Source organism: Micromonospora sp. LOL_025 (assembly GCF_048060285.1).
Lineage (GTDB): Bacteria > Actinomycetota > Actinomycetes > Mycobacteriales > Micromonosporaceae > Micromonospora.
This window is the reverse complement of record NZ_JBHMIR010000001.1, coordinates 252,610-267,046: the sequence shown is the minus strand read 5'-3', so window position 1 is coordinate 267,046 and position 14,437 is coordinate 252,610. Positions and strand designations below refer to the sequence as shown.

Annotated in this window: 12 protein-coding genes; 7 read left to right on the top strand and 5 right to left on the bottom strand. The window is 75.0% G+C overall.

The genetic code is table 11. The features are described from left to right. Positions 1-171 precede the first annotated feature (171 nt). From ACFHW0_RS01225 to ACFHW0_RS01210, 4 genes are all read left to right on the top strand, one after another. Positions 172-1,797, top strand: coding sequence for a glycosyl hydrolase family 18 protein (locus ACFHW0_RS01225; RefSeq protein ID WP_416604854.1), 1,626 nt, complete (start codon positions 172-174; stop codon positions 1,795-1,797). Positions 1,798-2,043: 246 nt separating this feature from the next. Beyond that, entirely contained in the window at positions 2,044-2,526 is a 483-nt protein-coding gene (locus ACFHW0_RS01220; RefSeq protein WP_416604852.1) for a hypothetical protein, read from the top strand. 86 nt (positions 2,527-2,612) lie between these two features. Further along, a complete protein-coding gene (locus ACFHW0_RS01215) occupies positions 2,613-4,019 on the top strand; it encodes a class II 3-deoxy-7-phosphoheptulonate synthase (RefSeq protein ID WP_121400510.1) in 1,407 nt (468 codons plus the stop codon). Positions 4,020-4,033: 14 nt separating this feature from the next. Then, a complete protein-coding gene (locus tag ACFHW0_RS01210) occupies positions 4,034-5,065 on the top strand; it encodes a threonine aldolase family protein (protein ID WP_416604849.1) in 1,032 nt (343 codons plus the stop codon). 17 nt (positions 5,066-5,082) lie between these two features. On the opposite strand, the gene ACFHW0_RS01205 is transcribed toward ACFHW0_RS01210, so the two are convergent. Both ACFHW0_RS01205 and pknB read right to left on the bottom strand, forming a co-directional pair. After that, positions 5,083-5,946: a deoxyribonuclease IV gene (locus ACFHW0_RS01205; protein ID WP_416604847.1), complete on the bottom strand. Its 864-nt coding sequence runs from the start codon at positions 5,944-5,946 to the stop codon at positions 5,083-5,085. A gap of 2 nt (positions 5,947-5,948) precedes the next feature. Beyond that, positions 5,949-7,934, bottom strand: a complete 1,986-nt coding sequence (gene pknB / locus ACFHW0_RS01200) for a Stk1 family PASTA domain-containing Ser/Thr kinase (protein WP_416604845.1) — start codon at positions 7,932-7,934, stop codon at positions 5,949-5,951. A 164-nt stretch (positions 7,935-8,098) separates the two neighbouring features. Between pknB and ACFHW0_RS01195 the strand changes: the two genes are divergently transcribed. Beyond that, a complete protein-coding gene (locus ACFHW0_RS01195; RefSeq protein ID WP_416604844.1) occupies positions 8,099-8,491 on the top strand; it encodes an Rv2175c family DNA-binding protein in 393 nt (130 codons plus the stop codon). A gap of 36 nt (positions 8,492-8,527) precedes the next feature. On the opposite strand, the gene ACFHW0_RS01190 is transcribed toward ACFHW0_RS01195, so the two are convergent. Continuing rightward, a complete protein-coding gene (locus tag ACFHW0_RS01190) occupies positions 8,528-9,610 on the bottom strand; it encodes a polyprenyl synthetase family protein (RefSeq protein WP_416604842.1) in 1,083 nt (360 codons plus the stop codon). 9 nt (positions 9,611-9,619) lie between these two features. Continuing rightward, complete coding sequence (locus ACFHW0_RS01185; RefSeq protein WP_416604840.1) at positions 9,620-10,978, bottom strand: transcriptional regulator; 1,359 nt, start codon at positions 10,976-10,978, stop codon at positions 9,620-9,622. 252 nt (positions 10,979-11,230) lie between these two features. Between ACFHW0_RS01185 and metF the strand changes: the two genes are divergently transcribed. Both metF and ACFHW0_RS01175 read left to right on the top strand, forming a co-directional pair. Then, complete coding sequence (gene metF / locus ACFHW0_RS01180) at positions 11,231-12,148, top strand: methylenetetrahydrofolate reductase [NAD(P)H] (RefSeq protein WP_416604839.1); 918 nt, start codon at positions 11,231-11,233, stop codon at positions 12,146-12,148. Between the two features lie 43 nt (positions 12,149-12,191). Further along, complete coding sequence (locus ACFHW0_RS01175) at positions 12,192-12,881, top strand: CDP-alcohol phosphatidyltransferase family protein (protein WP_416604837.1); 690 nt, start codon at positions 12,192-12,194, stop codon at positions 12,879-12,881. Between the two features lie 64 nt (positions 12,882-12,945). Here ACFHW0_RS01175 and ACFHW0_RS01170 read toward each other — a convergent pair whose 3' ends face one another. Continuing rightward, a complete protein-coding gene (locus tag ACFHW0_RS01170; protein WP_416604835.1) occupies positions 12,946-14,433 on the bottom strand; it encodes a phytoene desaturase family protein in 1,488 nt (495 codons plus the stop codon). Positions 14,434-14,437 lie beyond the last annotated feature (4 nt).

Below are 14,437 nucleotides of genomic sequence, written 5' to 3'. Positions count from 1 at the left end.
CCGGGCCGGCCGCCGGGCCGGCCGCCGGGCCGTCGCCGAGGGCGGTGGCCGGGAGGCTGGTCGCGCTCCCAGCCGAAATCGATACATGCACATCTTGACGAAGGGATGACGGCGTGAGTAGCGTCTCACCATCAATCTGGAAAGTTTCCTAACTGTTTAGGGAGACGCCGCATGAAGAGATCGCTCCGCCGGGCCCTCTGGGTCGGCGCCGTGATGGCGGTGACCGCCGCCACGGTCCCGATGGCCAGTGCGTTCGGCGCCGGCAGTGTGACCGCCGGGTTCGCCAAGGCGCAGGACTGGGGGACCGGTCACGAGACGCGGGTGACCGTCACCAACGGGACGAGCGCCCCGGTGAGCACCTGGCGCATCGAGTTCGACCTGCCGTCGGGCACCAGCATCAGCAGTTCCTGGGACGCCGACGTCACGCGCACCGGCGACCACTACGTCGCGGTCAAGAAGAGCTGGGGCGGCCCGATCGCGGCGGGCGCCTCGTTCAGCTGGGGCTACAACGGCACCGGCGCGTACAAGGCCCCGCTGAACTGCACGATCAACGGCGCGCCGTGCGGCGGCGGCACCCCGCCCCCCACCACCGCGCCGCCCACCACCACCCCGCCGACCACGGCGCCGCCCACGACCGCGCCGCCGACCACGCCTCCGCCCACCACCCCGCCGCCGGGCCCGGGCGGGAAGAAGGTCGTCGGCTACTTCGCGCAGTGGGGCGTCTACGCCCGCAACTACCACGTGAAGAACATCCACACCAGCGGCTCGGCCGCCAAGCTGACCCACATCCTGTACGCCTTCGGCAACACCACCGGTGGCCGCTGCACCATCGGTGACAGCTACGCCGACTACGAGAAGGCCTACACCGCGGCGGACAGCGTCGACGGCGTCGCCGACACCTGGGACCAGCCGCTGCGCGGCAGCTTCAACCAGCTGCGCAAGCTCAAGAAGATGTACCCGAACCTGAAGGTGATCTGGTCCTTCGGCGGCTGGACCTGGTCGGGCGGCTTCACCCAGGCCGCGCAGAACCCGGCCGCGTTCGCCGAGAGCTGCCACAACCTGGTCGAGGACCCGCGCTGGGCGGATGTCTTCGACGGCATCGACGTCGACTGGGAGTACCCGAACGCCTGCGGGCTCACCTGCGACAGCAGCGGCCCGAACGCCTTCAAGAACGTGGTCAGCGCACTGCGGTCGAAGTTCGGCTCGTCCGCGCTGGTCACCGCCGCGATCACGGCGGACGGCAGCAACGGCGGCAAGATCGACGCCACCGACTACGCCGGCGCCGCGACGCACCTCAACTGGATCATGCCGATGACGTACGACTACTTCGGCGCCTTCAACGCGCAGGGCCCCACCGCCCCGCACTCCCCGCTCACCTCGTACGCCGGCATCCCGCAGCAGGGCTTCTGGTCCGACGCGGCGATCCAGAAGCTCAAGAGCAAGGGCATCCCGTCGGACAAGCTGCTGCTCGGCATCGGCTTCTACGGCCGGGGTTGGACCGGGGTGACCCAGACCGCCCCGGGTGGCACCGCCACCGGCCCCGCCCCGGGCACCTACGAGCAGGGCATCGAGGACTACAAGGTCCTCAAGAACACCTGCCCGGCCACCGGCACCGTCGCCGGCACGGCGTACGCCAAGTGCGGCAGCAACTGGTGGAGCTACGACACCCCCTCCACGATCAACGGCAAGATGACGTACGCGAAGAACCAGGGCCTCGGTGGCGCCTTCTTCTGGGAGCTCTCCGGTGACACCGGTAACGGCGAACTGATCGGCGCCATCAAGGGCGGTCTCGGCTGAGCCGAGTGCCGACGCACCACCCACACGGCGGGGAGGGACCACGCACCGGTCCCTCCCCGCCCGCTGTGCCCGGGTCGACGTGGGGAGCGTCCCGCGTCGGCCCGGTCGGGCGCCCGGTGGCGTTCGGTGACGGGCACGTCGCGTACGGGGGGCCAACGGTTCGGGCGCGGCGGCGTCCGGGCACAGGTGTCGATGTGACAGACTCGCCGCTCAACGGGCTCGATGTCCACGGCGACGGAGGTGGCGATGCGCGCGACGCGCGGGAGGCTCGCGGCGGGCGCCGTGCTGCTCGGGACCCTTCCCCTCGTCCTGCTCGGCTGCGGCATCGGCGAGGAGGAGGACCCGGCGACCAAGCCCGGGCGGGCCCCGGCCGAGGAGGCCACCACGAAGTCGCGGGAGCGGGTGCAGGCCTACCTCGACGCGATGACCGCCAAGGACGTCGCGGCCGGGCGCAGCCAGCTCTGCGCCGCCCTCCAGGAGAGCTTCGACGCCGCCGCGACCGGCCCCAACGGCGACTTCGCCGACCACTTCACCGTGCCACGGGCCGAGATCACCGACATCCGCTCCGGTCCCCGGGGCCAGGAGGTGAGCGCGTCGGTCTCGGTCGCCGCCAGCTCCCGCACGCTCACCCGGCCGCTGCTGTTCACGGTCACCCGCGACGGCGCCGACTGGTGCATCGCCGCCGAGGCGCCGGGCGGCAACACCCCGGCCCCCGCCGCCACCGGCTGACCTGCCTCCGGGTGAGCCCGCTCTCACCTGCCGGAACCATCCCCCTCGCCGGTCGGTCGCCGGGCCGCTCGCCGTACGCTTTCGTCATGCGCCATGAGTGGCATCAGCTGAGCCATCCCGCGGTGGGCAGCCCTGGGCTGCAGACCAGCCGTCCGACCGTCGACTCCGCCGAGGACGCGGCCCTCGGCCTCGACCGGTGGCGGGAGCTGCCGCGCGCGCAGACCCCGCCCTGGCCGGACCCGGCCGGCGTCGCCGAGGTCTGCAAGGTGCTCGACACCGTGCCCTCGGTGGTGGCGCCCTACGAGGTCGACCAGCTGCGGCAGCGGCTGGCGCTGGTGTGCGAGGGCAAGGCGTTCCTGCTCCAGGGCGGCGACTGCGCGGAGACCTTCGTCGACAACACCGAGAGCCACCTGCTGGCCAACGCCCGCACCCTGCTCCAGATGGCGATCGTGCTCACCTACGGCGCCTCGCTGCCGGTGGTCAAGGTGGCCCGGGTCGCCGGGCAGTACACCAAGCCCCGGTCGCTGCCGACCGACGCGCGCGGCCTGCCCGCCTACCGCGGCGACATGATCAACTCGCTGGAGGCGACGCCGGAGGCGCGGGCCGCCGACCCGCAGCGCATGATCCGGGCGTACGCGAACTCGGCCGCCGCGATGAACATGCTCCGCGCGTACCTGGCCGGCGGGCTGGCCGACCTGCACGCCGTGCACGACTGGAACAAGGGCTTCGTCAAGAACTCCCCGGCCGGCGAGCGCTACGAGGCGATCGCCCGGGAGATCGACCGCGCGCTGGCCTTCATCCGGGCCTGCGGGATGACCGACGACGAGGCGCTGCGCACCGTCACCCTCTACTGCTCGCACGAGGCCCTCGCCCTGGAGTACGACCGGGCGCTGACCCGGGTCTCCGACCGCCGGGCGTACGGCCTGTCCGGGCACTTCCTCTGGATCGGCGAGCGCACCCGGCAGATCGACGGGGCGCACATCGACTTCATCTCCCGCATCGCCAACCCCATCGGCGTGAAGCTCGGCCCGACGACGACCCCGGACGAGGCGATCGAGCTCTGCGAGAAGCTCAACCCGGAGAACGTCCCCGGCCGGCTCACCCTGATCAGCCGGATGGGCAACCACCGGGTCCGCGACGCCCTGCCGCCGATCGTGGCGAAGGTGACCGCCGCCGGCGCCAAGGTGGTCTGGCAGTGCGACCCGATGCACGGCAACACGCACGAGTCGTCCAACGGCTACAAGACCCGGCACTTCGACCGCATCGTCGACGAGGTGCTCGGCTACTTCGAGGTGCACCGGGGCCTGGAGACCCACCCGGGCGGGCTGCACGTGGAGCTGACCGGCGAGGACGTCACCGAGTGCCTCGGCGGCGCCCAGGGCATCGAGGACCTCGACCTGCCCGGCCGGTACGAGACCGCCTGCGACCCGCGACTGAACACGCAGCAGTCGCTGGAGCTGGCCTTCCTCGTGGCGGAGATGCTCCGTGGCTGACCGGAGGGACGACCGTGCCTGATCAGTTCGTGGACCTGCGTTCGGACACCGTGACCCGGCCGACCCCGGGGATGCGGGAGGCGATGGCCACCGCCGACGTCGGCGACGACGTCTACGGCGAGGACCCGACCGTCAACGCGCTGGAGGCCGAGGTCGCCGCGCTGTTCGGGCACGAGGCGGCGCTGTTCGCCCCGAGCGGGTCGATGGCCAACCAGATCGCCCTGCAACTGGTGGTGCCGCCGGGCAACGAACTGCTCTGCGACGCCGACGCGCACGTGGTGACGTACGAGATCGGGGCCGCCGCGGCGTACGGCGGAATCTCCTCGCGGACCTGGCCGGCGGTCGGCGCGGACATCGACCCGGACGCGGTCGCCGCCATGGTCCGCCCGGACGGCTACTGGGCGGTGCCCACCCGGGCGATCGCCGTCGAGCAGACCCACAACCGGGGCGGCGGCGGGGTGATCCCGCTGGCCACCCTGCGCGAGCTGCGCCGGGTCGCCGACGACGCGCAGGTCGCGCTGCACTGCGACGGCGCCCGGATCTGGCACGCGCACGTCGCCGACGGCGTGCCGCTGGCCGACTACGGCGCCCTCTTCGACACCCTGTCGGTCTGCCTCTCCAAGGGCCTCGGCGCGCCGGTCGGCTCGCTGGTCGTCGGCAGCGCCGACAAGATCGATCGGGCCCGGTTCGTCCGCAAGCGGATGGGCGGCGGGATGCGGCAGGCCGGCATCCTGGCCGCCGCCGGCCGGTACGCGCTGGCGCACCACGTCGACCGGCTCGCCGCCGACCACGCCCGGGCGGCCCGGCTCGCCGAGGCGATCGCCCCGTTCGGGGTGCTGGCCACGACCGTCCGGACCAACCTGGTGCCGCTGGACCTGACCAAGGCGCCGCTGGACGCGCACGCCCTGGCCGCCGCCGCCCGCGCCGAGGGCGTCCTGGTCTCGGTGCTCGGCCCCCGCACGGCCCGCCTGGTCACCCACATGGACGTCGACGACGCCGGCATCGACCGCGCCGTCGAGGTCCTCACCCGCATCCTGCGGGGCTGACGCCCCGCCGGCCCGCGTCAGGGGTGCAGGCGCCTGAGGGTGACGATGTCGGCGGCGTGGCCGACGTGCTTCTCCGTCGGCGTCTCCACCACGACCGGGACGCCGGCGGTGGCCGGATGGGCCATCAGTTCGGCGAACGCCGGCTCGCCGATGGTGCCCTTGCCGATGTTCTCGTGCCGGTCCCGGGTGGAGCCGCAGAGGTCCTTCGAGTCGTTCGCGTGCACCAGCCGCAGCCGGTCGGCCCCGACCGTCGCCACGAGCGTGTCGAGCGTCGCGGTCATGCCGCCCTCGGCGGCCAGGTCGTGCCCCGCGGCCCAGGCGTGGCACGTGTCGAAGCAGACCCCGAGCCAGGGGTGCCGTTCCACCGCGTCGAGGTAGGGCCCGAGCTGCTCCACCCGGGAGGCGAGCGAGCGACCGCCGCCCGCGCTCGGCTCGACCAGCAGCCGAGGGCCGTCCGCTGCCGCCGCCTCGTCGAGCAGCGGCAGCAGCGTCTCGCGTACCTGCCGCATGGCGGCCTCGGCGTACCCCTCGTCGACCGCGCTGCCGGCGTGGAAGACCACACCCTCGGCGCCGATCGCCCGGCCCCGACGCAGCGCGTGGGCGAGCGTCTCCGCCGACCGCTCGACCGTGTTCGCGGTGGGGGAGCCGAGGTTGACCAGCAGCGACGCGTGGATGAAGGCGGGCACGCCCCGCTCGCCGCAGCCGTCGCGGAACAACGTGTCCTGGGCCGGGTCGCCCGCCGGCAGCGCCCAGCCCCGCGAGTTGGACACGTAGACCTGCACGACCTGTGAGCCGGCCGCGTCGACGTACGGCAGGGCGGCCCTCGCCAGGCCGCCGGAGGTGGGCGTGTGCGAGCCGACCAGCCGCTGTGGTGCCGGCATCGCTACATGCATCCGAGGGTGACCGGGGTGGCCGGCGGCACCTGCGTGTTCTCCGGCGGGTTCTGGAACCGGGTGATGCCGTTCGGGTTGAACTGGATCGCCACCGGGAAGCCCTGGCTCTCCAGCAGCTGCTTGGCCTGCTGGCAGGGCAGGTCGATGACCCGGGGCACGGCGACCAGCGGCGGGCCCTTGCTGAGTTCCAGCTTGACCTTCGCTCCCCGCTCCACCCCGGTGCCGTCGGCCGGGCTCTGCCCGAGGATCTCGTCCCTGGGCTTGTCGGAGTCCTTGTAGGTGGGCTCCACCAGCTCCAGGCCCAGTTGGGCGAGGACCGTCCGGGCCTCGCCCAGGCTCTTGCCGACCAGGTTGGGCACGGAGATCGGGGCCTTGCCCTTGCTCAGGACGACCGTGACCTTGTCGCCCGGCTTCACCTCGGTGCCGACCTTCGGGTTGGTCTCCAACACGACGCCCGCGGGCAGGTTGTCGTCGTAGCGGGCGGTGCCCTTGGCCACCACCAGCTTCGCGTCGAGCAGGTCCGCCTCGGCGAGCTCGAACTCCTTGCCCACCACGTCGGGCACCGGGAAACGCTCCGGCCCGAGCGAGAGGGTCAGCGTGATCGTGCCGCCCTTGACGATCCGGGTGGCCGAGACGGGGTCCTGCGCCAGCACGGCGTCCTTCGGGACCTTCTCGTCGTAGCGCGGTTCGGCGTAGCTGAGGACGATCCCGGCGCGGGCCGCCTGTGCCTCGGCGTCGGCCTTGGTCATCGCCACCAGCTGCGGGGCCTCGGTGTAGCGCCCGGCCGCGAACCACCAGCCGCCGCCGGCGACCAGCAGGACCAGCACGACCACGGCGGCGATGGCCGCCATGCGGCCCCGCGGGTCGCCCATCACCCGGGTGCGCAGCGCGGACAGCCGCGACCACAGGCTCTCGTCCTCCTCGGGCTCGGCCCGGCGACGGCCCGTCCGGGGACCGCCGCCCTCGGGCAGCCGGGCCCAGGCGGGCCGCTCGGCCGGCCGGACCGCCGCGACCATCATGGTCGGCCCGGCCATCGGCTCGTCGGACACCCGGCGCAGCACGGCGGTACGCGTGTTCGCGTCGCCCAGGTCGTCCCGGACCGCCTGCACCTCGGCCAGCAACGCGCCGGCGTCGGTCGGCCGGGCGCCCGGATCACGCCGGGTGGCCCGGGCGATGAGTTCGTCGAGGGCCTTGGGCAGGCCGGGCACCAGGGTCGACGGCGTCGGGACGTCGTTGTCGACGTGCTGCCAGGCGACGTCGACCGGGCGGTCCCCGTCGTAGGGCACCCGACCGGTGAGCATCTCGAACAGCACGATGCCGGCGGAGTAGACGTCGGTGCGGGGGTCGGCGTGCCCCTCGGTGACCAGCTCCGGGGCCACGTACGCGACCGTGGCCATCAACTGGTTGCCGTTCTCGTCGTCGGCGCTCGCCTCGACCGCCTGGGCCAGCCCGAAGTCGGCGACCTTGACCACGCTGTCGACCAGGTTGGCCGCGCCGCCGGTGGGGGCCTCGGCGACCAGCACGTTCTCCGGCTTCACGTCGCGGTGCACCAGGCCAGCCCGGTGCGCGGCGGCGATCGCGGCGAGCATCTGCTCGGCGATGGCCAGCGCCTCGTCGGGGTTGAGCCGGCGCCGCTCGGCGAGCACGTCACGCAGGGTGCGACCGCGGACGTACTCCATCACCAGGTAGGGCAGGCCGGAGTGGGTGCCCTGGTCGTAGACCGCGACGACGTTGGGGTGGGTCAACCGGGCGATGGTCTTCGCCTCGTCGGTGAACCGCTCCACGAAGCCCGCCGTGCGCGCCCCCGGTTCCGGGGCCTGGGACGGGTGAATGATCTTGAGTGCGACGGTGCGCTCGAGGCGCTCGTCGGTGGCGGTGTACACGGTCGCCATGCCGCCACGGGCCACGCGACCGCGGATGCGGTAGCGCCCGTCGATCAGCGAGCCCAGCAACGTGTCGGCGACCTGTGTGTCCATCGGCAGGGAGTCTATGTGTCCAGGGGGTGAAGGTTGAACAGGATGCTACAGATGGGGTGCGACAAGGACCGCCCCGCCGCGCTCGCCTGCCCCGCCGGCCCTGCTCAGCCGGCTCGTGGGGGTGCCGTTGGCCCTGACCGCGCGGGGCATGGCAGGGTGGTCCGGTGACCGACTCAGTACCCGCCGACCGGGCCGTGCCCGGCGCCGAATCCGCCGGCCCCGCCGATCCCGCCGACTGGCTGACCCTGCCGGACGTGGCCGAGCGCCTCGACGTGTCGATCAGCAAGGTCCACCAGATGATCCGGGACCGGGAGCTGATCGCGGTACGCCGCGACGGCGTCCGCCGGATGCCGGCCGACCTGGTGGCCAACCAGACGGTGCTGAAGCACCTGCCCGGCGTGCTCAACCTGCTGGCCGACGGGGGCTACGACGACGAGGGCGCGCTGCGCTGGCTCTACGAGCCGGACGACACCCTGCCCGGCGGCAGCCCCGCGAAGGCGCTCGCCGGCGACCAGGCCCGCGAGGTGAAGCGCCGGGCCCAGGCCCTGGGCTTCTGACCCGCCCCACCGCCCGCCCCGTGCGGGGCGGGCGGGTCAGTCGGCGCGACGGGTGGCGGCGATGGCCAGGTCGACCAGGGCCTGCCGGGCCTCGGTGTCCAGGTCGACGGCGGCCAGCGCGGCCAGCGCGGTGTCGGTCAGCACACCGATCCGCTGCTCCGTACGCGCCAGCGCCCCGCTGCCGTCGATCAGCTCGCGCAGCCGGGCGACCCCGGCCTCGTCCAGCCCGGGGTCGCCGAGCCCGCCGAGCAGCAGTTCCCGGCCCACCCCGTCGGTCGTCTCCAGGGCCGCCGCCACCAGGTAGGTCCGCTTGCCCTCACGCAGGTCGTCACCGGCCGGCTTGCCGGTCTGGGCGGGATCGCCGAAGACCCCCAGCACGTCGTCGCGGAGCTGGAACGCCTCGCCCAGCGGCAGCCCGTACGCCGAGTACGCCGCCCGGACCTCCGCCGACGCGTCGGCCAGCGCGGCCCCGAGCAGCAGCGGCCGTTCGACCGTGTACTTCGCCGACTTGTAGCGGGCGACCTTGCCGGCCCGCTCCACCGAGGTGTCCCCGGTCACCTGGGTCAGCACGTCCAGGTACTGGCCGACGGTGACCTCGGTGCGCATGGCGTCGAAGACCGGCCGGGCCCGGGCCACCGTGCGCGGGTCCAGCCCGGCGGAGTGCAGCAGCTCGTCCGACCAGACCAGCGACAGGTCGCCCAGCAGGATCGCCGCGGCGTCGCCGAAGCCGTCCGCGTCGCCGCCCCAGCCGGACGCCCGGTGCCGCGCGGCGAACCGCCGGTGCACCGCCGGCTCGCCGCGCCGGGTGTCGGACCGGTCCATCAGGTCGTCGTGGATCAGCGCGCTGGCCTGCACGAACTCCAACGCGGCCAGGGCGGTGACCACCTGGTCGGTGTCCACCCCGCCGGCGCCCCGGAACCCCCAGTAGGCGAACGCCGGCCGCAGCCGCTTGCCGCCGCCGAGGACGAACGCCTCGATCGCCTCGGCGAGCGGGGCCAGGGCGTCGTCGACCCCGGCCATCCAGGCGCGCTGGCCGGCCAGGAACTCGGTCAGGGCCTTGTCGATCCGTTGACGCAGCCCGGCGCGGTCGACGGGGGAAACAGGAGCAGCGTGGGTCACCCCACGACGCTAGCCGGTCGGGGTGGACCCCGTCGCGCCACCGGGGGGCCGACGCGCCGCACGCCCCGTGCGGGCCCGCCGGCCGGCCGGCCCAGGTGGCGGCCCCGGACGGGGCAGGTACGGAGCGGCCGCGGCGGCGAGCGCCCGGTACCGCCGTACGGCCGGCTCGTCGCCGTGCCCGGCCAGCCGCCGGCGTACCTCCGCCAGTTGGCCCACTGCGCGGGGCGACCCGGCACGGACCGCGTCGAGCAGGGCCTCGCCGGCGACCGCGCAGGCCCGCTCCACCTCGCCGAGTTGCAGGTAGCCCCGGGCCAGCCAGCCGCCGTAGATCGCGGCGGTGCGGGGGCCGCGCCGCCGGACGGCGTGCAGTGGCGCCTCGGCCGGGAGCGGTCGGCCCAGTGCGACCAGCGCGCGTCCCGTCATCGCGGCCAACTCCGGCCCGTCGAGCCAGTAGAGCCACGGCGGCTCGCGGCCCGGCTCCGGCGCGTCGGTCACCCGGCGGGCCGCGTCGAGCGCCTGCCGGGCCGCCCCCGCCCGGCCGGCGAGCGCCGCGGCCAGGGCCACCCGGTGCAGCAGCAGGGCGCGCAGGCCGGGGCCGGCCGACCGCCGTGCCCCGGCGTACGCGGTGCGGGCCAGCACCAGCGCGCCCTCCGGGTCGCCGACGCCGGTGAGCAGGTGGCTGGCCGAGCCGAGCACGTGCCCGCCGAGCGCCGGGTCGCCGGCCGTCGCGGCGGCGCGCAGCGCCAGCCGGTACGCGTGCAGGGCGCCGGCGGCGTCCCCCGCGTCCGCGGCGAGCCAGCCGGCGAGCTGGGCGGACTCGGCCAGCTCGGGCAGCAGCCGAGGGCGTGCGGAGGGGGTGCACCCGGACAGCGCCCGCACCGCCCGTCCCAGCCGGTACGCCCCGAGCCCGGCCAGGTCGGCCCCGCCGACGAGGTCGTCGAGCCGGCGCAGTTCCGCCAGCCGTACCGGCCCCGCGCCGTCGCCCCGGTCGGCGGGCCGGGTGGGCGCGCCGGGCAGCAGCACGGCGCGCGGGTCGGCGAGCCAGCGCTGGGCCAGGGCGAGCAGCGCCGCCCGGGGTCGGGACCCGCCGAAGGCCGGCGGCGGACCGAGGCTGCGGGTGCGGGCCGCGGCGGTGACCAGCAGGTCGGCCGGCACCGCGAGGACGACGGCGAGCCAGCCGAGCCAGAACTCGCCGGGGACGCGCAGCTGCCGCTCCCACCGGGAGACCTCGTGCCGGCTGAGGGTCGGCACCCCGGACGCGGCGCAGAGCTCGGCCGCGACCCGTAGCTGGCTCCAGCCCCGGGCCAGCCGGAGCTGGGCGAGCAGCGGCCCGAGCAGTTGCGGGCCGGGCGGCGGGGGCGGCGTCATCGGTCCTCCGGGCGGGTGTCGGCGCGGCGGCGGCGCGGGCCCCGGAACGGGACCGGTGCGCCACCGATGGATGCTGACCCCCGCGCGTGCCCCCGGCGGGTCGGCCTCCGGCCGGGCCCACCCCGCGCAACCCCATGACTACTCCGGGGGTACGACGATTTCCGGCCCCGGCCGACCCGCGGCCGGGCCGTCCGGTGTCCACCAGTGTGGGAAGCTCTCGGCGCGGAGGGCCCGGACCGCTAGAGTCGGAGCGTGGCGCTCGGTCTTCCATCGGTCCTCCCCAATCCGCAGCCGGCGATCGGGGAGCTGATCCGTGACCGCCAGCCGACCTTCTCCTTCGAGTTCTTCCCGCCCAAGACCGCACAGGGCGAGCGGCTGCTGTGGCAGGCGATCCGCGAGCTGGAGTCGCTGCGCCCGTCGTTCGTCTCGATCACCTACGGCGCGGGCGGGTCGACCCGCGACACCACCGTCGCGGTCACCGAGCGGATCGCCACCGACACCACCCTGCTGCCGATGGCCCACCTGACGGCGGTCAACCACTCCGTGGCCGAGCTGCGCCACGTCATCGGCCGGCTCGCCGGGGTCGGGGTGCGCAACGTGCTCGCCGTGCGGGGCGACCCGCCGGGCGACCCGGGCGGCGACTGGGTGCGCCACCCCGAGGGGGTGCTCTACGCCGAGGACCTGGTCCGCCTGGTGCGCGACGCCGGCGACTTCAGCGTCGGGGTGGCGGCCTTCCCCTACAAACACCCGCGTTCACCCGACGTGGCCAGCGACACGGAGCACTTCGTGCGCAAGTGCCGGGCCGGCGCCGACTTCGCGATCACCCAGATGTTCTTCGACGCCGACGACTACCTGCGGCTGCGCGACCGGGTCGCCGCCACCGGCTGCGACACCCCGATCCTGGCCGGCGTGATGCCGGTGACCCAGATCGGCACGATCGAGCGCTCCACGCAGCTCTCGGGGGCGCCCTTCCCGCCGGCCCTGGCCGACCAGTTCGCGAAGGTCGCCGACGACCCGGAGGCGGTACGCCGGCTCGGCGTCGAGCAGGCCAGCGAGATGTGCCGGCGGCTGCTCGACGAGGGCGTGCCGGGGATCCACTTCATCACCCTCAACCGTTCCACCGCCACCCGCGAGGTGTGGCAGAACCTCCAGGTCGGCGCGCGGGTGTGACCCCGCTGCCGCGACACCTGAGCGGCGGTGCGACGGTTGTTCCGTGGTGGGCACACAGCTGAACTGGGACGAGTACGCCACGGCCTGGGCACGGCTGCACGGGGGCTTCGACCCCCGGGCGGCGGCCCCGGTCGTCCGCGCCTGGCTGCGGTTCGCCTACCACGTCGGGTTCGTGCTGGGCCGGCTGCGGGTCGGCCCGACCCCGGTCACCGTGGTCGGCGTGCTGCTCTGCGCCTGCGTGCCGCTGTTCGCCGTTCGGCCGCAGGACGGTCCCTTCCTCGCGGCGCTGTTCGTGCTGCTCGCCGCGGTGGCGGACAGCGTCGACGGCGCGGTGGCGGTGGCCACGAACCGGACCACCCGGCTCGGCTACGTCTACGACTCGCTGGCGGACCGGCTCGGCGAGGTCGCCTGGCTGGCCGCGTTCTGGCTGATCGGCGCGCCGGGGGCGCTCGTCGTGACCGCCGGTGCGCTCTCCTGGCTGCACGAGTACGTCCGCGCCCGGGCGGTCTCCGCCGGCATGCGGGAACTCGGCGCGGTGACCGTGGGGGAGCGCCCCACGCGGGTCTCGGTGGCCCTGGTCGGGCTGCTGCTGGCCGGGCTGACCGGGCTGATCGAGCCGGACCTGGCCGCCGGCACGATCACCATGGCGACCGCCGTCTGGGTGCTGCTGGCCGGCTTCGGCCTCGGCCAGTTGCTCTCCGCCGTCCGCCGCGCCCTGATCGACGCCGGCTGACCGTGCGGCCGGCCCGGGCTGCCGGGAAGGCCGGCGTCGACGCGGTGCCCCCGCCCGTCGGCGGCTACCAGGCGGGGCCGATGTCGTCGGCGACGATCTGGGCGGAGAGGGTCACCATCGGCAGGCCGCCGCCCGGGTGGCTGGAGCCGCCGACCAGCCACAGCCCGTGCGCCGGGCCCCGGTTGGCCGGGCGCAGCAGGCCGCCGGCGGTGCCGTAGATCGACCCGCCGGGCGCGCCGGTCGCGTCGTCCAGGTCGGCCGGGGTGCGGACCTCCCGGAACACCAGCCGGTCCCGCACGTCGACGCCGCGCCCGGCCAGCACGTCGAGGACCCGGTCGGCGTACGCCTCGGCGAGGCCGGGCCGGCGCCAGTCGACGGCACCGGCGGCGGTGCCGTGTCGGGGCGCGTTGACCAGCACGAACCACGACTCGTGACCGGCGGGCCGGACCACCGGGTCGTCGGCCACGGTGACGAAGACGGTGGGATCGGCCGCCGGCCGGGCCCGCACGCCGCGCCCCGGGTGGCCGAAGACCGCGTCGAACTCGGCGTCGTAGTCGCGGGGGAAGAACACGTTGTGGTGGGCCAGCCCGGAGTCGCCGGCGACGCCGAGCAGCAGCACGAAACCGGCCAGGCTGCGGTCGGTCAGCCCGGCCAGCCGGCGCGGGCTGGGCAGCAGGTCCCGGTAGAGGGTGAGCGCGTCGACGTTGGCGACCACCACGTCGGCGGGGACCGGGGCGGTGACGCCGCGCAGGCGTACGCCGTGCACCCGCCCGCCCGCGGCGTCGATCCGGGTGACCGTGGCGCCGGTCTGCACGACCACGCCGAGGTCCAGGCAGCGGGTGAGCAGCGCGTCGGCGAGCGTGCCCAGCCCGCCGCGCAGGTACCAGCCGCCGAAGGTCAGCTCGGCGTAGGGCACGGCGACCAGCGCGGCCGGCGCCCGGCGCGGGTCGGCGCCGGTGTAGGTGGCGTACCGGTCCAGCAGCATCCGCAGCCGGGGGTCCGACAGGTGCCGTCGGCCCAGCCCGCGCAGCGTCCGGCCCGGGCCGATGGCGGCCAGGTCGCCCAACCGCCAGGCCAGCGCGGCCAGGTCCAGCGGGGAGTCGATCGGGCGGCGCAGGATGTCCCGGTGCGACGCCTGCCACACCCGCGCGGCCCGGCGCCACAGCCGCTGCCAGTCCGTGGCGGCCCGGTCGCCGAAGGCCGCGCCGATCCGGGCGGCGAACTCGGCCGGGTCGGCGCAGGAGTCGAGGGCCGGGCCCCCGCCGGGGAAGACGTGCCGCACGATCGGGTCCACCGGCGCCAGGTCCAGGTACTCGTCCAGCTTCGCGCCGGTCGCCTCGAACAGGTCGTGGAAGACGTCGGGCAGGGTGAGCAGGCTCGGCCCGGTGTCGAAGTGGAACGGGCCCGCCGGGGTGTCGCGCACGTACCGGCCGAGCTTGCCACCGACGGTGCCCGCGCGTTCGAGCACGGTGACCTGGTGCCCGGTGGCGGCCAGCCGGGCGGCGGTGGCCAGCCCTCCCACCCCGGCGCCGACGACCACGATCCGCGCCATGCCG

Coding starts and splice junctions, on each gene's coding strand:
- ACFHW0_RS01205 (WP_416604847.1), bottom strand. CDS start 5,946: ATGCCGGCACCACAGCGGCTGGTCGGCTCGCACACGCCCACCTCCGGC.
- ACFHW0_RS01225 (WP_416604854.1), top strand. CDS start 172: ATGAAGAGATCGCTCCGCCGGGCCCTCTGGGTCGGCGCCGTGATGGCG.
- ACFHW0_RS01215 (WP_121400510.1), top strand. CDS start 2,613: ATGCGCCATGAGTGGCATCAGCTGAGCCATCCCGCGGTGGGCAGCCCT.
- pknB (WP_416604845.1), bottom strand. CDS start 7,934: ATGGACACACAGGTCGCCGACACGTTGCTGGGCTCGCTGATCGACGGG.
- ACFHW0_RS01170 (WP_416604835.1), bottom strand. CDS start 14,433: ATGGCGCGGATCGTGGTCGTCGGCGCCGGGGTGGGAGGGCTGGCCACC.
- ACFHW0_RS01185 (WP_416604840.1), bottom strand. CDS start 10,978: ATGACGCCGCCCCCGCCGCCCGGCCCGCAACTGCTCGGGCCGCTGCTC.
- ACFHW0_RS01220 (WP_416604852.1), top strand. CDS start 2,044: ATGCGCGCGACGCGCGGGAGGCTCGCGGCGGGCGCCGTGCTGCTCGGG.